This window comes from Micromonospora sp. WMMB482 (assembly GCF_019038635.1).
Lineage (GTDB): Bacteria > Actinomycetota > Actinomycetes > Mycobacteriales > Micromonosporaceae > Micromonospora > Micromonospora marina.
Genome location: NZ_JAHOPD010000020.1, coordinates 6,215,573 through 6,239,762, shown reverse-complemented (window position 1 = coordinate 6,239,762; position 24,190 = coordinate 6,215,573). Strand labels below are relative to the sequence as shown.

General features: G+C 76.1%; 5 protein-coding genes. All 5 read left to right on the top strand.

Annotation, left to right across the window (positions count from 1 at the left end):
• Positions 1 to 20: 20 nt before the first annotated feature.
• Genes KSK32_RS30220 through KSK32_RS30200 form a run of 5 tightly spaced genes read left to right on the top strand, consistent with a single transcriptional unit; the run spans position 21 to position 24,019 of the window.
• On the top strand, positions 21 to 20,420 hold the full coding sequence (locus tag KSK32_RS30220; RefSeq protein ID WP_216934939.1) for an SDR family NAD(P)-dependent oxidoreductase: 20,400 nt from the start codon (positions 21 to 23) through the stop codon (positions 20,418 to 20,420).
• A complete protein-coding gene (locus KSK32_RS30215; RefSeq protein ID WP_216934937.1) occupies positions 20,417 to 21,352 on the top strand; it encodes an LnmK family bifunctional acyltransferase/decarboxylase in 936 nt (311 codons plus the stop codon). The genes KSK32_RS30220 and KSK32_RS30215 overlap by 4 nt, the downstream gene beginning before the upstream one ends.
• Positions 21,349 to 21,597, top strand: coding sequence for an acyl carrier protein (locus tag KSK32_RS30210; RefSeq protein WP_216934929.1), 249 nt, complete (start codon positions 21,349 to 21,351; stop codon positions 21,595 to 21,597). Before KSK32_RS30215 ends, KSK32_RS30210 begins: the two co-directional genes overlap by 4 nt.
• Entirely contained in the window at positions 21,594 to 22,829 is a 1,236-nt protein-coding gene (locus tag KSK32_RS30205) for a hydroxymethylglutaryl-CoA synthase family protein (protein WP_216934927.1), read from the top strand. Before KSK32_RS30210 ends, KSK32_RS30205 begins: the two co-directional genes overlap by 4 nt.
• A complete protein-coding gene (locus KSK32_RS30200; protein ID WP_216934925.1) occupies positions 22,826 to 24,019 on the top strand; it encodes an alpha/beta fold hydrolase in 1,194 nt (397 codons plus the stop codon). The genes KSK32_RS30205 and KSK32_RS30200 overlap by 4 nt, the downstream gene beginning before the upstream one ends.
• Positions 24,020 to 24,190 lie beyond the last annotated feature (171 nt).

The window sequence follows — 24,190 nt, the reverse complement described above, 5'->3', positions numbered from 1 at the left end:
AGACCGGAGGCAGGTTCCTGATGGCCGACGTCCAGAGCCGGTTCCGGCTCACCCACGACGACTTCGTCATGCGGAACCACCGGCTGCACGAGGTGTCGGTGCTTCCCGGCGTCGTCTTCTTCGACCTCGTCTACCGCACCGCCGTCGCGGCCGGCTGGGACCACCGCCGGCTCTGCGTGCGAGACACCGTGCTCGCCGAGGCGATCGTCACCACCGACGGCTTCGACCGCGAGGTCGTGCTCACCATCGGCGAACCACAGGACGCCGGGCGTCCGTTCACCGTCCGCAGCCGCTGGCTGCGCGGTGACGACCCGGTCTCCGGCTGGCACGACAACGCGCACGGGCTGATCTGCGTCACCGACGAACCGGTCCCGCCGCCGCTGGACCTGGCCGGACTGCGGGCCGCCGCCGACCGGCACGACGACATGGAGGTGCTCTACCAGCGGGCGGTACGGGAGCACATCCGCCACGGCCCGGCGATGCGCTGCCGCGGCACCCTCCACATCGGCGGCGGCGCGCTCCTGGCCGACCTGACCCGCGACCAGCACCCGGCGTCCAGCGACGCCGGGTTCCACCTGCACCCGGCCTCGCTGGACGCCTCGACGCTGGCCGGGTTCGGGCAGGTCGGGATGCCGACCGACGACCCGTTCGTGCCGATGTTCGTCAAGGAGTTCCGGGCGCCCGAGCCGCTGCCGCCGGCGTGTCACGTCCACGTACCGCGCCCGGAACGGCTCGCGCCGTCCGGCGACGTGATCACCACCGACTACACGATCCGCGACGCGGACGGCCGGTTCCTGGCCGGGTTCACGGGCCTCACCTGCAAGCGCATCCGCGAATCCGGCCTGGTGCACCGGCTGCTCGCCGACGTGTCGGCCGACGCCGCACCGGTCCGGTCCGGGATGAAGGCGACGGCGCCCGGACAGCCGGCGGTGTCCTCGCCGGGCATCGCGAACGGCTTCACCGACACGCTGCGCGCCGCCGTCGCGGACATGCTCGGCCGGCCGGCCGCGGAGGTGCCGACCGGCACCGGGTTCTACGACCTCGGCTTCGACTCGGTCGCGCTGCTCCGGCTCACCGAGCGGGTCCAGCAGCTCGTCGGCCGCAAGCTCTATCCGACGCTGCTGTTCGAGCACACCACCATCGACGCGCTCGCCGCGCACCTGTCCACCGGGCAGCCCTCGGCCGTCCCTCCGTCGCCCGACGCGCCGGTGGCCGACGCGGCTCCGGCCGCCCCCGAGTCCGCGGTGCTGGCCTTCGTCGACGCCTGGGTGCCCGCGGACCCGGCGCCGCCGAGCACCGGCACCCCGGAGGCGCTGGTCGTGGGCGGCGCGCTGCCCGCCGGGCTCGCCGCCGCCCACGTGGACTCCGTCGACCGGCTCCGCGATGCCCGTGACCTGCCGCCCGCCGTCGTCCTGCTGACCGACGACCCGGCCGCCGACCTGTGGCGCGCCGCCACCGCCCTCGTCGACGCCGGACCGCGCGACCTGCTCGTCGTGCATGCCGGCGAACCCACCGCCGAGCAGGCGGCGACCGCGGCGCTGGCCCGGACCGTGACGGCCGAGATACCCGGTCTGCGCTGCCGGTTCGTCCAGGTCGACCACGCCCGCGACCTCGCCGCCGCGGTACGCGCGGAACTGCGGTCGGCCGACACCGAGCCGGAGGTCCGCCACGTCGGCGGCCGGCGTCTCGTGCGGCGCTGGCGCGAGGTGGACCCGGCCGCCGGGGCCACGGGCGGGGAGCCGTTCCGCGACGGCGGCGTCTACCTGATCACCGGGGGGTCCGGCGGTCTCGCCGCCGTCCTCGCGACGCACCTCGCGCGCCGGCACCGGGCCCGGATCGCCCTGCTGTCGCGCACCGCGCCCGCGGCGGCGCTCGTCGACCGGTGCCGCGCGGCGGGCGCCGAGGTGCACGTCGCGATCGCCGACGTCACCGACGCCGCCGCTGTGGACGCGGCGGTGGCCGGTGTACGGGAGCGGTTCGGCCGGATCGACGGGGTCCTGCACTGCGCCGGCGTCACCCGGGACGGCCTGTTCTTCCGCGGCGATCCGGGCGACCTCGCCGCCGTCGCCGCCCCCAAGCTCGACGGCCTGCGCCACGTCGACGCCGCCACCGCCGGTGACGCGCTTGACTTCCTGGTCGCCTTCTCCTCCGCGTCGGCCGACGTGGCGAACCCCGGCCAGGCCGCCTACGCGTACGCCAACGCGGGCCTGCGCCACGTCGAGCGGCGTGGCCGCGGCCGGACCGTCGTCATCGGCTGGCCGTACTGGGCGCAGGGCGGCATGCGTGCGCCCGCCGACGCCCTGCGCCGCTCGACCGAGCGCACCGGCCAGGAGCCGATGCCCACCGGCACCGCGCTCGACGTCCTGCGCGACGTGCTGCGCGGTCCGTACGACGCGGTCCTGGTCCTGCACGGGCGGCCGGAGCGGCTGCGGGAACTCGTGCCGGCCCTCGATACGGCTGCGGCCACCGGAACCGCCGTCTCGCACCCGGCCCTCGGAGCCGACGGCGTCTCGCGCCCGGCCGCCGGTGCTGCCGCCGTCTCGCGCCCGGACGCCGGGCCCGGCGGCGGACCGGCCGCCGGTGAGCCGGCCGTGGGCGGACCGGCCCTGGTCGGGCCGGGTGACGACGCGGTAGCGGTGGTCGGCGTGGCCGGGCGCTACCCCGGCGCGGACGACCTGGACGCGTTCTGGCGCAACCTGGCCGGCGGCGTCGACGCGATCACCGAGGTGCCCACCGGCCGCTGGGACCACGCGGCGCTGTTCGACCCGGAGAAGGGCACCCCCGGACGTACCTACGGCCGGTGGGGCGGGTTCCTCGACGGCGTCGACCGCTTCGCGCCGACCTTCTTCGGCGTGTCCCGGCGGGACGCCGAGCGGATGGACCCCCAGGAACGGCTGTTCCTGACCACCTGTTGGCACGCCCTGGAGAACGCGGGACATCCGCCGGAGACCCTGCGCGGCGAGGTCGTCGGCGTCTACGCGGGCGTCATGTGGAACCACTACCAGCTCGTCGGCGGGGCCACCGACGGCGTCGCCCCGACCGCGATGCACTGCGCGATCCCCAACCGCGTCTCGCACACCTTCGACCTGACCGGGCCGAGCCTGGCCGTCGACACCGCCTGCTCGTCGTCGCTTGTCGCCGTGCACCTCGCGGTCGAGAGCATCCGGCGGGGCGAGTGCACGCTCGCCCTGGCCGGCGGCGTGAACGTGACGGTGCACCCGCAGAAGTACCTCCAGCTCGCGCAGGGGCAGTGGTTGTCCACCGACGGCCGGTGCCGGGCGTTCGGCGCCGACGGCACCGGCTACGTACCCGGCGAGGGGGTCGGCGCGGTGCTGCTCAAGCCGTTGTCGCGCGCGCTCGCCGACGGCGACCACGTGTACGGCGTCATCCGCGCGACGTCGGTGAACCACACCGGACGTACCGCCGGGGCGACGGTCCCGAGCCCCGGCTCCCAGGCCGCGCTCGTCCGCGCCGCCCTGGAGTCGGCCGGCTGGACCCCCGCCACCGTGGGCTACGTCGAGGCCCACGGCACCGGCACCGCGCTCGGCGACCCGATCGAGGTCGAGGGCCTCCGGCAGGCGTTCGACGGTGCGGACCTGCCGGCCGGGGCGTGCGCGATCGGTTCGGTCAAGTCGAACATCGGGCACCTGGAGGGCGCGGCCGGGATAGCCGGCCTGACGAAGGTGCTGCTGCAACTGCGGCACCGCGCGCTGGTGCCGTCGCTGCACGCCGGGGAACTCAACCCGCACATCGACTTCGCCGCCGTGCCCCTGCGGGTCCAGCGCACGCTGGAACCGTGGACGCCGCCGCCCGGCGTCCCGCGGCGGGCCGGCGTCAGCGCGTTCGGCGCCGGGGGCACCAACGCCCACGTGCTGGTCGAGGAGTTCGCCCCCGCCGCCGCGCCCGCGCCGGACGGGCCGGCACTCGTGGTGCTCTCCGCGCCGACCGCCGAGACACTGCGGGCGTACGCGAGCGCGATGGCGGCCGGCCTGCCGGTGGCGACCGGCCCGACGGCGGCGGTGGCCGACCTTCTCGGCGTACCCGAAGAGGCGCTGGAACCGTCGGCGACCCTCGGCGACCTCGGGCTCGACCCGGCGCGGCTGGCGGACCTGGTCGGGGTGGAGGCGATCGGCCGGCTGACCGTGGCCACGCGCCTCGACGAACTCGCCGCGGACCGGGGCGTCCGCGACATCGCCTACACGACGCAGGTGGGACGGGCGGCGCAGGCGGTCCGCGTCGCCGTCGTGACGTCCGGCACCGACGCGCTGCGCACCGCGCTGGAACGCTTCGCCCGGGGTGAGGACACCGCGGACGTGGTGAGCACCGGCGCGCCCGCCACCGGCGACCCGGTGGCGGCGTTCCGAGCCGGTGACCTGCACGAGGTGGCCCGGCACTGGGTCGGCGGCGGCGCGGTCGACTGGTCCGCCTGCTACCCGGACGGGCATCCCCGCCGCGTCCCGTTGCCGGCCTGCCCGCTGCCGGAGGAGCCGTGCTGGCTCGGCGGCTGGGACGCCGCCCGCACCGGCACGGCCGTCGCCGGCACGGCCGTCGCCGGCACGGCCGGTACGCACGTGACCCGTGCCGACACGCACGTGGCCGTCACCGACACGACCGGTACGCAGGCGGCTCGCGCCGGCTCGGTCGACTCGGTCCGAGCCGGGACGGGCGGCGACGTCGCGCCGGCGGCGGGCCCGCAACCGGCCGTCGACGGCGACGTGGTCGTCCCGGACGGGCCGGAGCTGGAGTTCCGCGTCCTGGACCAGGGCGTCGCGCTGGTGTCGATGCGCGCGCCGATGTTCACCGACGGGCTCCTGGCGGCGCTGGCGGACACGTTCGCGGAGATCGAGCGGCGCGACGACGTACGCGCGGTGGTGATCACCGGCCACGGCTCGGTCTTCAGCATGGGCGGCACGCCGGAGGCCCTGCGGGCGCTGGCCGAGGGCGAGGGCACCTTCACCGACGCCGCGCTCGTCTACGAGGGCATCCTGCGCTGCACCCGGCCGGTCGTCACCGCCGCGGCCGGGCACGCCTCCGGCGGGGGACTGGCGTTCGCCTGTTACGGCGACGTGGTCGTCCTCGGCGACACATCGGTCTACAGCGCGAACTTCACCCGCTACGGCTTCACCCCGGGCATGGGCGCCACGTACATCCTGGAGCAACGCCTCGGCCCTGCCCTGGCCGCCGAGATGATGCTGACCGGACGGTCGATGACCGGCGCCGAGCTGAGCCGGCGCGGCGCCGGCGTGACCGTGCTGCCGCCGCACGAGGTCGTCCCGGCCGCGCTGGACCTGGCCCGGTCCATGGCGGACAAGCCGCCGGCGGTGATCCGGTCGCTCAAGAACGAACTCGCCGGCCGGATCCTCGACCGGTTGCCCGACGTCATCGCCAGCGAGGTCCGCATGCACGGCAACGTCCTCGGCGCGGAGTCCGCCGCCCTGGTGCGGGAGCACTTCACCAAGGTCGACGGGTTCCGTGGCCGGGCGACGCCGGCGGCGCAGCCCGAGCCCGGCCCCGACGACGGCGCGGTGGGCGACGCCGTGACGGAGATCGTGGGCGCCCTGCTGTACCTGCGCCCGGACGAGGTGCTGCCGTCGCGTACCTTCGCCGACCTGGGACTGGACTCCATCGGCGCCGTCGAGCTGGTGCGGGACCTCAACCGGCGGTTCGGCACCGACCTGGACTCGGCCGCCGTGTACGACCATCCCACAGTGCCCGACCTCGCCCGGGCGGTGCTGCGCAACCTGGCCGAGTCCGCCTCGCTGCGTGCCCAGGCCGCCGCGCCCCCGGCACCGTCCGTCGTGGACGAGACGATCCCAGCAGGGGCGCCCGCGTCCGCCGCGCCCACGCCCACGCCCGCTGTCACGGGAGCCGCCGCGCCGGCCGCCGCCGAGGTGGCCGCGCCCGGTGCGGGCGAGGTCGCCGCGCCGACCGCCACCTCGCCGACCGCCACCTCGCCGACCGCCACCTCGGCGGCCGCCGAGGGCCCGCCGCCACTGGTCCTGACCGCGCCCAGCGGGGCGTCCGGGGCCGCCCCCGCCACGGCTCCGGAGCCGCCGCCGCTGACGTTCGCCGTCCGCCCACCGTCGGCGTCGCCGTCCCACCCGGAGCCGGCACCGGCCGCGACTTCGGCGTCGGCACCGGCAGCGGACGTGTCGCCGGCTGCGGACCCGTCCACCGCGATCGCGGTGATCGGGATGGCCGGACGGTTCCCGGGCGCCCCGGACCTCGACACGTTCTGGGACAACCTCGCCGCCGGCCGGTCCGCCATCCGGGAGATCCCGCCCGAGCGTTGGAACCTGACGGGACTCTACGACCCGGACCCGGCCGCGCCCGGCCGCACCCGCAGTCGGTGGGCCGCGCTGCTGGACGACGTGGACGCGTTCGACGCCGGGCTGTTCCGCATCTCGCCGCTCGAGGCCGAGGCGATGGACCCGCAGCAGCGGATCTTCCTGGAGCAGGCGTGGGCGGCGCTGGAGGACGCCGGGTACGCGGGGCGGCCGATGCGGTGCGGCGTCTTCGTCGGCTGCGGCGCGGGCGACTACCCCCGGCTGCTGGAGCGGCACGGCCGCGGCGACACCAGCGAGGCGTTCCTCGGCGGGGCCAGCTCGATCCTGCCGGCCCGGATCGCGTACCTGCTCGACCTGACCGGTCCCACGATGGCGATCGACACCGCGTGCTCGTCGTCGTTGACGGCGGTGCACCTGGCCTGCGAGAGCCTGCGCTCGGGTGACTGCGACACGGCGCTGGCCGGTGGCGTCGCCGTGATGTGCACGCCGCAGATGCAGGTCTGGACCAGCCAGACCGGGATGCTGTCGCCGACGGGCCGGTGCCTGCCGTTCGACGCCGCCGCCGACGGCATCGTGCTCGGCGAGGGCGTCGGCGTGGTCGTCCTCAAGCGGCTGGAGCGGGCGCTCGCCGACGGCGACCACGTCCACGGCGTGATCCTGGCCGGCGGCGTGAACGGCGACGGCCGCACCAACGGCATCACCGCGCCGAGCGCGGCCTCCCAGGTCCGTCTGCTGCGTGAGGTCCACGCGCGGGCCGGCGTCGAGGCCGGGTACGTCGAGACGCACGGCACCGGCACCGCGCTCGGCGACCCGATCGAGGTCAAGGCGCTGGCCCAGGTCGTCGGCCCGCACTGCCGGATCGGCTCGGTCAAGGCGAACATCGGTCACACCACCATGGCCGCCGGCGTGGCCGGCCTGATCAAGGTGCTGCTCAGCCTGCGGCACCGGCAGCTGCCACCGACCCCGCACGCCACCGAGCCGATCCCCGGGCTGCCGGTGGTGCGGGAACTCACCGGGTGGCACGACGACCGGCTGTTCGCCGGCGTCAGCTCGTTCGGCTTCAGCGGCACCAACTGCCATCTCGTGGTCGCCGAGGCGCCGGCCGCGACGGCGGGCACCGGCACCGGGCCGGTGGTGGTGCCGCTCTCGGCCCGGACCGCGTCCGCGCTGCGTGACCTGACGGACCGGCTGGCCCGGCGCCTGCGTACCGAACCGGCCGACGTCCACGACGTCGCCGCCACTCTCGCGCGCGGCCGGGCCCACCTGCCGGTCCGGGCCGCGTTCGTCGCCGCCGACACCGCCGACCTGGTCCGGCAGCTGGCCGGTGGACCGCCCGCCCCCGACGCCCCGGCCGACCTGGTCGCGCTCGCCGAGCGCTGGGTGGCCGGCGCGGACGTGGACTGGACGGCGATGCCGGCCGGGCGTCGCATCCCGCTGCCCACGTACCCCTTCGCCCGCGACCGTTTCTGGACCGGCCGCGACCGGCGGGAGACGGCCCTCACCCCGGCCGACCCGCTCGTGGCCGACCACACGCTGCACGGCGTCCCGGTCCTGCCCGGCGCGGCGTTCCTGCGCCAGGCCACCGCCGGTGGGATCGCCCGCGCCGCCGACGTGACCTGGCTGCGGCCCGTCGTGGTCACCGAGCCGGTGACGGCTGTCGTCACCCGGGACGACCGGATCACCCTCACCGTCGGCGGGACGCCGTACGCCGTCGCCACCCGCCCCGCCGCCGACCCGGCGCCGCCGGAGCGGGTGGACCTGCCGTCGGTCGAGGCCCGCTGTCCCGTCCGCCGTCCGGTCGAGGACCTGTACGCGGGGTTCGCCCGGGCCGGTCTGCGCTACGGGCCGTCCTTCCGGGTGCTGACGGAGCTGCGGCTCGGCGCCGGTGAGGCGCTCGGCACGCTCACCGCCGGTCCCGACGGCGACGTCCAGCTGCTCGACGGGGCGTTGCAGGCGGTCGCCGGGCTGGTCGATCCCGCGGACCGGATGCTCGTACCGTTCGCCGTCGAGTCCGTCTTCGTCGCGGACCGGCTGCCCGCGACCGCCCGCGTCCACGTGGTGAGCCGGCACGGCGGACGGTTCGACGTGGTGCTCACCGACCTGGCCGGTGACGTCAGGGCCCGGCTCGACGGTGTGGCGCTGCGCCCCTACGACGCGCCCGGCACCCCGTCCGCCGCCGCCGAGAGCCGGCCGGTCGTGGCGGCGCCGCCGGAGGACCTGCTGTACGTCCCGGCCTGGCGGCCGGCCGGTGCGCCCTCCGGCGAACCGCCTGCCGGGCGGGTCCTCGCCGTGCACACCCCCGCCGACGCCGCGCTCGCCGCCGCCCTCGGGGCCGACGACAGGCTGCCACTCGGCGAGCTGCCCACCGGCCGCTACGACACGGTGTACGTGCTTGCCCGCACGGCCGATCCGGCCGCCCCGCCGCAGGACGACACCGCGACGCTCGACGCGTTCCGCCTGCTGCGCCGCCTGCTCGACCTGGGCGCGGACCGGGGACCGCTGACGCTCACCTTCGTGGTGTCCGGGGTGGCGGGCCTGCCCGGCGAGCCGGTCCACCCGCACGCCGCCGGGCTGGCCGGGCTGGCCAGCGCGATCGCCGCCGAGTACCCGCAGTGGCGGGTCACCTGCGTCGACGCCGGTCCCGGCGACGCCACCTCGGCGGAGGCGATCCGCCGCGAGGACGGCACCGACCGGTTCGTCGCGCTGCGCGGGGACCGCCGCCTGGTCCGCCGCCTGGAGCCGGTGGCCGGACCGGCGGGCGAGGCGCCGCTGCGCGACGGCGGGGTCTACCTCGTCGTCGGCGGCACCGGCGGCATCGGATTCGAGGTCAGCCGTCACCTCGCCCGGACCCGGCGTGCCCGCCTGGTGTGGCTCGGCCGGTCGGCGGAGGACGAGCGCGTCCGGTCCCTGGTGGCGCAGATCGAGGCGCTGGGCGGGCAGGCCGTCTACCTGCGCGCCGACGTCACCGACGCGGTCGCGGTCCGCCGCGCGGTGGCCGAGGCGCGACAGCGGTTCGGGCCCGTCGACGGCGCGTTCCACGCCGCGCTCGTGCTCCGTGACCGCGCCCTGTCCGCGATGGACGAGGCGGCGTTCACCGAGGCGCTGCGGCCGAAGGTCGCCGGTGTCGGCGTGCTCGCCGACGCGCTGGCCGGCGAGCCGCTGGAATTCCTCGCGCTGTTCTCCTCGGCGCTGTCGTTCGCCCCGGCCCCGGGGCAGGCGAACTACGCCGCGGCGAGCACGTTCGAGGACGCGTACGGGCTGGCGCTGCACCGCCGCGGGCAACCGGTACGCGTGGTCAACTGGGGCTGGTGGGGCAGCGTCGGCGTGGTCGCCGACCCCGGATACGCGGCCCGGTTCGCGGCGCTGGGCATCGGCTCCATCGAGCCGGCCGAGGGCGTCGCGGCGCTGGAACGGATCCTCGCCGGCCCGCACGCGCAGGTCGCAGTGCTCAAGGGCACGAGGGACGGGCTCGCCGCGCTCGGCGTCCACCCGTCCCCGCCCGCCGACGAGGCCGTCACCACAGCCCCGCCCGCGACGGTCGGCGCCGCCGGGGACACGGACCCGTCGCTGGACCGGTCCAGCGCGGCCTTCCGTACCCTCGACGGGCTGGCCCGCGACCTGCTGCGCGACCGGCTCCGGGACCGTCCCGGGCCGGCCTCCGGGCCGCTGGCGGCCGCCGTCGCCGCCGCCGTGGCCGGGCCTCCGGCCGGCCCGTCCACCGCCGACGTGCTCGCCCGGCACCCCGACCTCGCCCCGCACGTCGCGTTGCTGGCCCGGTGCGTCGACGCCCTGCCCGGCGTCCTGGACGGCCGGACCGCACCGACCGAGGTGCTCTTCCCCGGCGGCAGCACCGACCTGGTCGCCGCCGTCTACCAGGGGCAACGGGCCGCGGACTTCTACCACCGGCTGGTGGCGGCGCAGGCCGCCGCCGCGCTCGACCGGACCGACGGCCGGCCGGGCCGCGTGCTGGAGATCGGCGCCGGCACCGGCGCCGGCTCGGCGTTCGTCCTCGACGCCTGCCCGGGAGTCCGGTACGACTTCACCGACGTCTCGGCCGCGTTCCTCCGCGAGGCCGAGGACCGCTTCGGCGGACGCCATCCGGGCCTGCGGTTCGGCGTCCTCGACATCGAACGGGAACCGGCCGGGCAGGGCTTCGAGGCCGGCTCGTACGACGTCGTGCTCGCCACGAACGTGCTGCACGCCACCGCGGACGTGGTCCGCAGCCTGCGCCATGCCCGGTCCCTGCTGCGCCCCGGCGGTGTGCTGCTGCTCAACGAGGTCACCCGCGCCTCCGACTTCCTCACCGCGACGTTCGGCCTCCTGCCGGGCTGGTGGCGGTTCACCGACGCCCACCGGCGGCTGCCGCACTCCCCGCTGCTGTCACCGGCCGGGTGGCGCGCGGCGCTCGCCGAGGCGGGCCTGACCGGCCGGATCCTCGGCATGCCCGGTGTCCCCGACGACGAGCAGGAGCAGTGCGTGCTCGTGGCGACGGCCGGTGCGCCGCCGGTGGACCCGGTGCCGGCCCGCGCCGCCCGGGACTACGTCCGCGCGGTCTTCGCGGAGGTTCTCAAGTACCGCCCGGACCAGCTCGACGACGACGTCACATTCGACAACTTCGGCGTCGACTCGCTGGTCAGCCAGCACCTCGTACGCCGGTTCTCGACCGACCTCGGCGACCTGCCGGCCACCCTGCTGTTCGAGCACCTGACGATCGAGCAGCTCGCCGAGCACCTGGCCCGGGAACGGCCGGGCCCGCTCGCCGCCACGCTCGGCGTCGCAGCGGCGGACGCCGGGCCGGCACCCGTCCACGAACCGGAGCGACCGGCCGCCCCGGCCACCACGGCCCTCGCCGCTCCTGCCTTCGCCGGCCGGGGCGACGCGGAAGCGGTAGCTGTCGTCGGCCTGTCCGGCCGCTACCCGGGCGCACCGGACCTGGAGCGGTTCTGGCAGAACCTGGTCACCGGCACCACCTCGATCACGGAGGTGCCGCCGGAACGGTGGGACTGGCGCGAGCACTTCGACCCGCGCCGCGGCCGGCCGGGGCACACGTACAGCCGGTGGGCCGGGTTCCTCACCGACGTCGACCGGTTCGACCCCGGCTTCTTCGGCATCCTGCCGAAGGACGCGGCCGCGATGGACCCGCAGGAGCGGCTGTTCCTGGAGACCGTCTGGCTGATGCTGGAGGACGCGGGTGCCCTCGGGGGAGCGCTGCCGCGCGACACCGGTGTCTTCGTCGGCACCATGTACGGCTCGTACGGCAGAATCGCCGCCGCGCAGGGCTGGCCGGAGGGCCGCTACACCGACGGGCACTCGGCGTACTGGTCGATCGCCAACCGGGTGTCGTACACGCTCGACCTGACCGGGCCGAGCTTCGCCGTCGACTCGGCCTGCTCGTCCTCGTTGACGGCGGTCCACCTGGCCTGCGAGAGCCTGCGCCGCGGGGAGTGCTCGGCGGCCGTCGCCGGAGGCGTCAACCTGGTCCTGCACCCGGCCCACCTGGTCGCGCTGTCGTCGATGACCATGTTGTCGGCCGACGGCGCGTGCAAGGTGTTCGACGAGCGTGCCGACGGGTTCGTGCCGGGCGAGGGCGTCGGCGCGGTACTGCTCAAACCCCTGTCCGCGGCCCTGCGCGACGGCGACCGGATCTGGGGCGTCATCGAGGGCGGCTTCGTCAACGCGGGCGGCCGGACCGCCGGCTACACGGTGCCCAACCCCACGGCCCAGGCCGACCTGGTGGTCCGGGCGCTCGCCGCGGCCGGCGTGGCACCCGGCGACGTCGGCTATCTGGAGGCGCACGGCACCGGCACGGCCCTCGGCGACCCGATCGAGATCGCCGGTCTCGGCCGGGCGCTCGGCGGCGCGCCGCCGGACGGCCGGCGCATCCCGGTCGGCTCGGTCAAGGCCAACATCGGTCACCTCGAAGGCGCCGCCGGCATCGCCGGCCTGACGAAGGTGCTGCTGCAACTCGCGCACCGCACGATCGCGCCCTGCGCGAACCTGTCCACTGTCAACTCCCGAATCGACCTGTCCGGGTCGTTCCTGCTGCCCACGAGCGCGCAGCCGTGGACCGCGCCGCGCCGCGCCGGGGTCAGCTCGTTCGGCGCGGGCGGCGCGAACGCCCACCTCGTGGTCCGGGAGCATCCCGCGCCGCCGCCCGCGTCCGTCCAGCCGGGGCCGCACGTCGTGGTGCTGTCGGCGCGGACCCCGGAACAGCTGCGAACGCTCACGGCCGCCGTGGCGGACCTGGCCGAGCGGACGCGCCCGCGCCTCGACCAGCTCGCGTACAGCACCCAGGTCGGGCGGGCGGAGTTCGACCACCGGCTGGCCGTCGTCGTGTCCGACGTCGACGAGCTGGTCCGCCGGCTGCGGTCCGGCGAGGTCGTCACCGGCACCGCCGGCACCGATCCGCTGTTCGACGGCGACGGCGGCGCCGAGATCGCCGCCGACCTGCTGCGCCGCGGCCGGCTCGACCAGTCGGCGAAGCTGTGGGTACGCGGTGTCCCGGTCGACTGGGCGGGCCGCTGGCCGGTACGGCCGGGACGGGTGTCGCTGCCGCCGTACCCGTTCGACAGGCAGCGGCTGTGGCTGCCCGAGCTGGCCGGTGCCGCACGGCCACCGGCGCCGCCGTCCGTACCGGAGGGCGACCGGGCCGCCGACGGCCGGGCCGTCGTGTCGCCGAGCCCGGCGGTTCCGGAGGCGGCACCGGAGACCGCCGTGCCGGAGACCGCCGTGCCGGGGCACGTCGTGCCGGACGCGGCGGCGCCGGAGAACGCCGTGCCCGACGACGACCCGTGTGTGTACCTGCGGCCGCAGTGGCGGGCCGAGCCGCCGCCGGAGGGCGGGCGCCCGCCGGCCCGCATCCGGGTGATCGGCGAGGGCCCGACGTTCGGCGGCCGTCACGACCAGGCCGACCCGGACGTGGTCGTGGTGCACCTGCCGGCTCGTGCCGGCGGGCTCGCCGACGAGGTGCGCGAGAGCCTGCACACGGTCCTGCGGACCGCCGCCGAGGTGCTCGCCCCCGATCCGGCCGCGCCGCTGCGGATCGTCGTCGGCTGCCCGGACGAGCGGCCCGCGTACACCGCCGTGACGGCGGCGCTGCGCACGCTCGCCCTGGAGCACAGCGGCTTCTCCGGGGCGGTGGTCCGGGGCGGCGTGACCGCCGAGGCGGACCTGTGGCACGTCTCCGGGCCGCCGGAGCAGCGGGTGGACGACGTCCGCTGGACCGGCGGCGTCCGTGAGGTACGGCGGATGGTGCCGTTCCGGCCCGGCCCGGCCGTCCGGCGCACCGGCGGTGTGTACGTCGTGGTCGGCGGCACCGGCGCCGTCGGCTGGCACCTCGCCGTCCACCTCGCCGCGACCCGCGCGCCGTCGGCGGTGGTGCTGGTCGGCCGGACCGCGCCGGCCGACGACGCCTTCGCGTTCGTCCGCGCGGACGTGACCGCCGAGTCCGACGTGCGCAGTGCCGTGGCCGAGATCCGCCGCCGCTACGGGCGCATCGACGGGGTGGTCCACGCCGCGGGCGTGCACGACGACGCCCGCGCCCTGACGAAGCCGGCCGCCGCCGTCGACGCGGTGCTGGCCCCGAAGGTGTCCGGCCTGCGGCATCTGGTGGACGCGCTCGGCACGGAGCCGCTGGAGTTCCTCGCGCTGTGCTCGTCGATCGCCGGGCGCACCGGCAACCTCGGGCAGGTCGACTACGCCTACGCCAACGCGTTCCTGGACGAGTCCGCCGCCGGTCGGCCCGGCACGGTGTCCGTCTGCTGGCCGCTGTGGGCCGACGGCGGCATGGCCGTCGACGACGCCACCCGCCGGTTGTTCGCGCGGCGCTGGGGGAGTGCGCCGCTGCCGACGGCCGAGGCGGTACGGGCGTTCGACCGTGTCGTGTCCGGCACCGAACCGGTGGTCGCGGTGCAGCTCCCGGCCGAGACCGCGCCGGAGTCCTCGGACGTCCCGGCCGGCGGCCCGGAGCCGGGACCGGATCTGGACGCGGAACTGCGCGCGCTCGCCGCCGGGTTCCTGCTCGTCGAACCGGACGAGGTCGACCCGGACATCCAACTGCTCGACCTGGGCTTCGACTCCATCTCGCTGACCGAGCTGGTGAACGAGACGAACGAGCGCTTCGGTGCGGACCTGCTGCCGACGGTCCTCTACGAGCACCCGACGCTCGCCGCCTTCGGCGCGTACCTGCGCACCGTACTCCCGGCCCAGCCGGCCCCGGCCACCGTGGACGCCGGGCCCGCGGCGGACCGGCCCGCGGCGGACGCCGCCGAGCCTCCGGCGGACCTGCCGGCCGACGCGGTGGCCGTGGTGGGGATGGCCGGGGTGCTGCCCGGCTCGCCGGACCTCGACGCCTTCTGGCGGCACCTCGCCGCCGGCGACGACCTCGTCCGCGCGGTCCCGGCCGACCGCACCGACCTGCTCGGTGACCCCGCCACCGCCGGCGTCCGCGCCGGCTTCCTCGCCGACGTACGCTCGTTCGACGCCGACCTGTTCGGTATCGCGCCGCGCGAGGCCGCGCTGATGGACCCGCAGCAGCGGCTGTTCCTCCAGACCGCCTGGCAGGCCGTCGCCGACGCGGGATACCGGCCGGCCGACCTCGCCGGCACCGACACCGGGATCTTCGTCGGCGTGTCCGCCTGCGACTACGACGACCTGCTCCGCGCGCACGACGTGCCGGTCGAGGCCCACACCGCGAGCGGCCTCGCCGACTGCATCCTGGCCAACCGGGTCTCCTACCTGCTGGACCTGCGCGGCCCCAGCGAGGCCGTCGACACCGCCTGCTCCAGTTCGCTCGTCGCGGTGCACCGCGCGGTGCGGGCGCTGCTGGCCGGGGAGTGCTCGACGGCGCTCGCCGGTGGCGTGAACGTGCTGCTGAGCCCCGGCCTGTTCGTGGCGTTCCAGTCCTCGGGCATGCTCAGCGCCGACGGCCGGTGCAAGACGTTCGACGCGTCCGCCGACGGGTACGGCCGCGGTGAGGGCTGCGGTGTGGTGCTGCTCAAGCCGCTGCGCGCGGCGGTCGCCGACGGGGACCAGGTGATCGCCGTCATCCGGGGCAGCGCGGTCAACCACGCCGGCCGCGGGCCGTCGCTGACCGCCCCGAACCCGCAGGCGCAGGCGCAGGTGGTCAGCCGGGCGTACCGGACCGGTGGCGTCGACCCGGCGAGCGTCAGCTACATCGAGGCCCACGGCACCGGCACCCGGCTCGGCGACCCGATCGAGATCGAGGGGCTGAAGAAGGCGTTCGAGGGCGTGGACGCCACCATCGCGGTCGGGACGGTGAAGACGAACATCGGCCACCTGGAGGCCGCGGCCGGCATCGCCGGGCTGCTCAAGGTGCTGCTGAGCCTGCGGCACGAACGGCTGCCGCGCACGCTGCACCAGCACCGGCGTAACCCGTACCTGCGGCTGGACGGCACCCCGTTCACAGTGCTGGACCACGACGTGCAGTGGACCGGCGACCGGGTCGCCGGGGTCAGCTCGTTCGGTTTCGGCGGCACCAACGCCCACGTGGTCGTGCAGTCGCCGCCGCCGCTGCCGGCGGCTCCCGCGTCGGGCCCCTGGCGCCTGGTGCTGTCCGCGTCCGGTCCCGCGGCCCTGGCGGAGTACCGGCGCCGGGTCGCGGACCACCTCGCGGAGAGCGCCGACATGGCCCGTGCCACGTACACCCTCCAGGTGGGACGGGAGGCCCTAGCCCACCGGTTCGCCGCGGTGGTCGCCGACGCCGCCGAGGCGGTGGCGGTGCTGCGCGGCGAGGCGCCGCCCCGCCTCGACGCGGAGACCGAGACCTGGCTGGCCGGCGGAGACGTGGACTGGGCGGCGACCTGGGACCACCGGCCGGCCCGGATCTCCGTGCCCGCCCCGCCGCTGGCGGCCCGGCCGTTCTGGTTCGACGAGGGCCCGGCCCGCGCCGTGGCCCGGCCCGAACCGGCCGGGCGGCCCGCCCCGCGTGTTCCGGCCGAGCCGCCCGCCCCGGTCGGGCGCACCGCCGCCGGCCGGATCGTGCTGCGTGATCCGTCGGCGCTGCGCCGCAACGGCACGGGCCGGCGTACGGCCGCGAACGCGGGGACACGCAACGGCGGACGCGCGTCGAACGGCGCGTCGTCGGTGGGCGTCCTCGCCCGGCCGGACGCCCACCCGGCCGGAGCCGGTCCCGCAGCGGCAGCGCCACCGGCCGCCCCCGAGCGACCGGCCGCACCTGAGCGCCCCGCCGAACCGCACGACCGCGTCGAACGGCCGCGTCCCGCCGACCCGCAGGGCCTCGTCGAACCGCAGGGCCCCGCCGACCCGCAGGGTCTCGTCGAACCGCAGGGCCCCGCCGAACGGCCGGCCGCCGTCGTTCAGCAGGCCGCGGTCCCGGCCGCGCCCGCGGAGGTGGCCGAGGCGGTACGCGACTGCGTGGCGCGGGTGCTCGGTGCCGACCGTACGGAGATCACCGCCGACCGGGCGTTCGCCGACCTCGGCCTCGACTCGATCTTCCGGATGGAACTGGCCCGGCTGGTGGTGGCGACGTTCGACGTGGAGGTCACCGCCGCGGACCTGTACGAGCACGACACGGTCGAGGCGGTGGCGGCACTCGTGGCCGCCGGCACGCAGGCCCCACGGCCGGGCACACCGGCCGGCGGCGGCGTCGAGGAGATCGTGACCGGGGTGCTGGAGCGTCCCGTCGAGCCGGGCCGGACGTTCGCCGACAGCGGCCTCACCTCGTTCGACATGCTGCGGGTCGTCGGCGCCCTGGAACAGCGCTACGGCGCGCTGCCCAAGACGCTGCTGTTCGACCACCCCACGATGGCCGACCTCACCGCGTTCCTGGCCGGGCGGTCCGCCGCGACCGGCGCCCGGACCGAGCCAGGCTCCGGTCCACATGCCACCGGCCGGACGATCGAGAGCGGCGCCGAGGTCGACGGCGAGCCGGTCGTCGTCCGCAAGCGGACCCTGCCCGGCCGCCCGGCCCTGCGTGACCTCCTGGCCGACCTCGACCGCCGCCATGCCAAGGAGGGCGGACTGGCCGGCCGGGACATCGCGCCGTACGCGTTCGTCGACTCGGCGCGGGCCGGCTACGTCAACTTCTCGGTCCGCGGCGACGACGTGTTCGCCTGGAGCTTCGTCGGGCACCACGACCACTTCCACGACCTCGTCGCGGAGTGGATCGCGTGGGCGCGGCGTCACGGCCTGCGGCCCAACTTCCTGTCCCTGGCCCACCTGACCGAGGTCGCCGGGGAACCGGTCACCGCGACCCCGTTCGGGGCGGTGCAGCGCCTGACGGACCTGGCCTCGTTCACCGTACGGGGCGGCCGGATGCAGCGGCTGCGCAGCCTCCTGCACCGGTTCGAGCGGGCCGGTGACTGCCGGATCGAGGAGTACCGGGCCGGCGCGTCGCCGGAGACCGACCGGCAGATCGTCGGCCTGATCGACTCCTGGGGCCGCCGCAAGCAGATGGTGAACCCGTACGTCGGCGTGGTCCGCGAGGAGATCAGCGGCGGCACGCTCGACCCCCGGCACCGGGTCTTCCTCACCCGGGTGGACGACGTTCTCGTCAACGCGGTCATCGTGACCCGGATCCCGTCGGAGCGGGGATACCTGCTCGATCTGGAGTTCTACGCCGACGAGATGCCCGCCGGTGGCCTGGAGTGGGCGATCGTCCGGATCATCGAGCTGACCGCCGCCGAGGGCTGCACCTCGTTCAGCTTCGGGGCGAGCTTCGGCGTCGCCATCACCGAGTCGCGCAACGCCGACCCGGCGGTGGCGGACGCGCTGGCGGAGCTGCACTCGGTGGGCGTGTTCGGGCCCGGCAACTTCCAGTTCAAGAACAAGTTCCGGCCGGAGAACACGCCGATCTACCTGTGCCAGCCGGCGACCGGTGACCGTACGTCGGTCACCGACATCATCCTGATGATCGCCAACCCGGACCTCGTGGACGGCGCCGCCGCCGCCCCCGCGCCGCCGCCGGACGACGCCGCGCGGCCGAGGGACGCCGCCGCGACGCCGCCGCGCGCCACCGTGCCGCTGCCGGAGAAGACCGCGCCGCCGGCGGACGCGGGACCGCCGCCGGACCCGGCGCTGCGGCCGGGACGTACGGATCTGCTGGCCGCGCACGGGTACAACGCGCTCGCCCTGCCGACCGAGCTGGTCCCCTTCGACCTGCTCACCGACTCCTGGGCGGAGCGGGCGGACGGCTTCGTCGCCGCCCGGGCGCGGCTGCTCGCCGAGCGGTCCGCGCCGCCCGAGCTCACCGCGCACGACTGGCTGCCCATGCCCGAGGTGGTGCCGACCCGGTCCGGGCGGACGGCCGAGGAACTGCTCTGCCGCTGCCACCCCGGCCCGCGCGGCGTCGTGCTGCACGCCGCGGCCTTCCCGACCTGGCTGTCCACGCTCGCCGACCTCGGCTACGAACCGGTGGCCGTCGGGGCGGGCCGGCTCGACCCGGAGACGATCGCGGCGTTCGCGGCGGAGCTGACCCGCCGGCCCGCCGGGTCGGTGTCGTTCGTCGTGGTGGAGGCGGCGAACAACGCCGCCGGTGGCGTACCCGTCGCACCCGGCGTCCTCCGGGAGCTGCGCCGCGTCACGGCCGCGCACGGGGTGCCGCTCGTCCTGGACGCCAGCCGGGTGGTCGACAACGCGGTCCGGCTCGCCGGCCCCGGCGGTGATCCCTGGCCGGTGGTGCGGGACATGCTCGCCGTCGCCGACACGGCGACGCTCAGCCTGTCCAAGGACTTCGGCGTCACCGCGGGCGGGCTGGTCGCCACCCGCGACCCGGAACTGGCGGCGCGGCTGCGCGAGCACGTGGCGCGGCGCGGCTCCGAGGTGGACCGGGCCACCCGGATGACGCTGCGGGCCGCACTGGCGGACCGCGACGGCGTCACGGAACTGGTCCGGCGACGCGTCGCCGCCGTCGCGGTGCTCCGCGACGGCCTGCGGGCGGCCGGCCTGCCGGTCGTGGACGTCGACGGCGCCCACTGTGTCCTGCTCGACCTCGCCCGGATGCCCGGCCTGGCCGGTCGGGAGCATCCCACGATGTCCGGGCTGGCCTGGCTCTACGCCGGCGCCGGAGTCCGGGGCGGGCCGCACCTGGCGATCGGCGGGCCGCTCGCCGGCACCGTCCGGCTGGCCGTGCCGGTCGGCTTCGGGCCCGGCGACGCCGAGGCGGTGGTGGCCGCCGTCGCCGCGCTCGCCGCCGCACCGGGGGAGATGCCCGAACTGGTCACCGGCGGGGTCCGCACGGCCGGGGAGGCGGCCCGGGCGGTCTACCAGCCCGCCGACCGGGTGCCCGACGACGTCCGGCAGGCGCTGCGCGACGAGGCGCCGGCCGACGACAACGGCACGGTGCTGCGGGAACACCAGCCGGCAGTACGCCGGCGGGTGGTGCCGGTGGCCGGCGCCCAGGTGGAGGTCTTCACCGCCGGCGACGGGCCGCCGCTGCTGCTCGCGCACCCGTTCAACATCGGCGCGGGCGTCTTCGCGCGGCAGTTCGAGGCGCTGGCCGGGCGGTACCAGGTGATCAGCGTCCACCACCCGGGCGTCGGGGCGAGCACCGCCTCGGCCGACCTCACCCTGGACGGGATCGCCGCCCTCCAGCGGCGGGTGCTGCGGGAGATCGGGGTCGACGGCCCGGTCCACGTGGCGGGCGCGTCGTTCGGCGGCCTGGTCGCGCTCACGTTCGCCCTGAACCACGCGGAGGACACCGCGTCGCTGATCCTGCTGGGCAGCTCCTACAAGATCGGCAATCGGGTCGGTGAGATCAACCGGCTGGCCGTCGTCGCGGCCCAGGACCTCGACCGCACGATCGAGGGGTCCGGCGCGGACCGGCTGCGGCACGAGCGGGCCGCCGTGGAGGCGCTGCTGCTGCGCTGCGAGAGCATGGACCCCCAGACGGGACTGCGCTATCTCGACGTGTTCGCGGCCCGGCCGGACCTCCGCGACCGGCTCGGCGAGCTGGACCTGCCGGCGCTCGTGGTGCAGGGCCGGCACGACACGGTCATCCCGTCCGAGACGGCGCGGCTGCTGCACCAGGGCATCCGGGGCGCCCGCTACGCGGAGATCGCCGACGCCGGCCACTTCCCGTACCTGACCAGCCCGCAGGAGTGCAACCGGATCCTGACCGGCTTCCTGCGCGACGCCGGAGTGGAGGGGCCGTGACCGTCCTGACTCCCGAGCTGGAACTGCTCGGTCCCGACGCGACGACCCGGACGACAGTGGTGCGGCCCGGCATGTGCGGGCCGGGGTCACTGTTCGTCGGCCAGGTCGGCGACTGGACCTGGGACACCGTCAGCGCGCTCTGCGACACAAACGTCTACACCGCCCGCGACGCCGACGGGATGCCGACCTACCTGGCGTTCCACTACATCCACCTGCGCGGCGGAGCGGACCTGCACGTGCGCGGCATGACCTTCGGCGACGTGCTGCGGGTGGACTCGCGGTCCTTCGCCTCCGGCAGCGAGTCGGTGCTGACGCTGCACGAGATCCGCCGTGGCGACCGGCCCGGACGGGTCGTCGACCCGGACGAGTTCTACGCCCACCCCGACCCGGGATGCCTGTACGCGCAGAACTTCAACCGCTGGGTGGTGCGGGGCCCGTCCGGCGGCAACGGCGATCTGCGCAGCGCGTCGCCACCGGGGTTCCGGCACGGGCACCTGCCCGTGCTGCCCGCGCGGCACTCGCCCCGGCGGGCGTACGCCGAACTGCGCGCCCTCGGCGGCGAGCCCGACCCGTCCGACCCGCTGGACCGGCTGGCGCTGGACTACCCGGTCGATCCGAGCCGCGACCTCAACGGGGTGGGGCTGCTCTACTTCGCGTCCTACTTCTCCATCGTGGACTGGGCGTCGCTGCGGCTGTGGCGGCACCGCGGCGGCACCGACGGCGGCTTCCTCCGGCGGATCGTGCTGGACCAGCGGATGAGCTACCTCGGGAACGCCGACGTGGGCGCGGTGCTGCGGGTGCGGGTGTCCCGGCGGCCGGGCGGTGACGTGCCCGGCGCCGACGAGACGGTCCGGGTGGTGCTCGCCGACCGCGACACCGGACGGCCGCTCGCGGTGGCCCTCGCGCAGACCCGGACGGAGGCGACGACATGAGCGTCAGCGACGAAGCGGTCCGGCGGGTGGTCCACGAGGTGATCGCCGAGATCCTGCCGGCGGTCCCCGGGGACCGGATCTCCGGCGGCGCGCACCTGCGCGACCTGGGCGCCGACTCGATCGACCGGGTCGAGATCATCCTGGCCCTCCGGGAGCGGCTCGGCGTCGACGAGCCGCTCGCCAGCTTCAGTGACCTGCCCGACATCGACCATCTGGTCGCGTACCTCTGCGAGGTGACGGCATGAACGTGGGCATCGAGGCCCTGAACGTGTACTGCGGGGTGACCTCCGTCGCGGTGCCGGTCCTGTTCGAGGGGCGCGGTCTGGACGCGACCCGCCTCGGCAACCTGATGATGACCGCGAAGTCGGTCGCGCTGCCGTTCGAGGACCCGGTCACGCACGCGGTGAACGCGGCCAAGCCGATCCTCGACGCGATGGACGGGGCCGACCGCGACCGGATCGAGCTGCTGGTGACCTCCAGCGAGTCCGGCCTGGACCTGAGCAAGTCGATCGCCTCGTACGTGCACCGGCACCTCGGGCTGAGCCGCCGCTGCCGGATGCTGGAGGTGAAGCAGGCCTGCTACGCCGCGACCGGTGTGCTCCAGCTCGCCTGCGGCTACCTCGCCGCCGGCCTGTCGCCGGGCGCCAAGGCGCTGGTGATCGCGACGGACGTGTCACTGGTCAACGAGAACGCCTCGTACACCGAGCCGGCCATGGGCACCGGCGCCGCGGCGGTGCTGCTCGGCGACGACCCGCGGGTGCTCGACGTGGACCTCGGGGCGTTCGGGGCGCACAGCTACGAGACGTTCGACTCGGCCCGGCCGGGCCCGACGTTCGACGTCGCCGACGCCGACCGCTCGCTGTTCGCCTACCTGGACTGCCTGACGAACGCCTACGCCCACTACGCGGAGAAGGTGGCCGACGTCGACTTCGCCACCACGTTCGGCGGGCTGGCCATGCACACGCCGTTCGCCGGCATCGTCCGCGCGGCGCACCGCAAGCTCGCCCGCGAGCACCGGCTGCCCGACGCCGACGCGGACTTCGCCCGCCGGGTCGCGCCAAGCCTGGAGTACCCGCGGCTGGTCGGCAACCTCTGCTCCGGCTCGGTCTACCTGGCCCTGGCCAGCCTGATCGACCACCTGCGGCCCGACGAGCCGGTACGGGTGGGCCTGTACTCGTACGGCTCGGGCTGCGCCGCCGAGTTCTACAGCGGCCTGGTCGACGCGCGGTCCACCGCCGAGGTCGGCCGGATGCGCATCGGCGAGCACCTCGCCGGCCGGTGCGAGCTGACGTTCGACGAGTACAAGCGGATCCTCGCCGACAACGCCGACTGCCTGGTGCCGGTGGCGGACAAGCGGATCGACCCGGGGCGGTACGCCGAGGTGCTGGACCGGGTGGCCGGCGCGCGCACGCTGCTCGCCTGCACCGGCGTCCGCGCCTACCACCGCAGCTACGAGTGGATCGGGGCGGGCGCGTGACGCCGGGGCGGGATCTGGCCGCCGCGCTGCTGGCGGCGGGCCCGCTGCTGCGGGTGCTGCCGCCACCGGTACGGGTGCGGTGCGCCGACCCGGCCACCGCGGCCGCGCTGGCCCGGCTGTGCGCACGGCTGGACGTGCCGGCGCCGGTGCCGGTGGCCGGCGCCGCCGACCTCGGCCCGTTCGAGCGGGTGCTGAGCGGCCTGCTGGACCTCGACGCGAACCCGGCTCCGCCGCCGGCGGACGAGGCGCGCGCGGTCGCCGAGGCGCGCGAGCGGGACTTCACCTGCCGGTTCCGGCACACCGACGTGCGCACCGGCGACGGGGCGGTGCTGCCCACGTACGCCGCCGGAGACCCGGAGCGGCCGCCGGTGCTGATGGTGTCCGCGTGCGGGATGCCGGCCCGGCTCGCCGAGGGCTGGGCTGACCGGCTGTCCCGCGACTTCCACGTGCTCGTCCCCGAGACGCGGGGGTTGTTCGCGGACGTGGACGGGTTCTCCGGCGACACCGGTGTGGTGGCCCAGGCCGACGACCTCCTCGCGGTGCTGGACCGGTTCGGGCTGCGCCGCGCGCATCTGATCGGCCTGTGCGGCGGCGCGGTGCTCGCGGTCGTCGCGGCCGCGCGCGCTCCGGAGCGGGTGTCGTCGCTGAGCCTCTGGCACGGCGACTTCGACCTCGGCGGCGAGAGCCCGAAGACCGACCACCAGCAGAATCTGCAAGCCCTGATGGCGATGGCAGCCCGCAGCCCGCAGCAGGCGGCGGCGGTGCACGCGGTGCTCACCAACACCATGCTCGGCGTCGCCCCGCCCCGGCTGGCGCACCTGGTCACGTACCCGTACGCGACGCCGGAGCTGCTGCGCCGGTACTGCCGGCTCAACGGCGCCATCATGGGCACGGACCTGCGCCCGTACCTCGCCGGGCTGACCACGCGCACGCTCGTCGTCACCAGCGAGGACGACCACACGGCGCATCCCGCCGGGTCGCGGGCGGTGGCCGCCCGGATCGCCGGGTCAGTCCTGCACGTCGCCGAGCACGGCGACCACCTGTCCCTGTTCCACGCCGAGGAGAGCCTCGTCGACCTCGCCGCGCGGTTCGTCGCCGGCGACGTCGCCCTCGGCGCACGATCTCCCGCCGAAGCCGGCCGGCGGGTGCCCCCCGTTCCGACGAGAGGTGGAGAGGAGGTGTTCCCATGACCAAGGAGACCGCGCCCAAGAAGCCGCTTCCGGTGCGCAAGCTGGAGTCCATCAAGGCCAGCACCGTCGCCCCGTGCGCGCCCGCGCTGACCTGATCCCGGTGAGACGGGGGCGGGGGTCCGGCTGCCGGACCCCCGCCCTCGCGCCCAGTCCCGCACCGTCAGAGGAGAG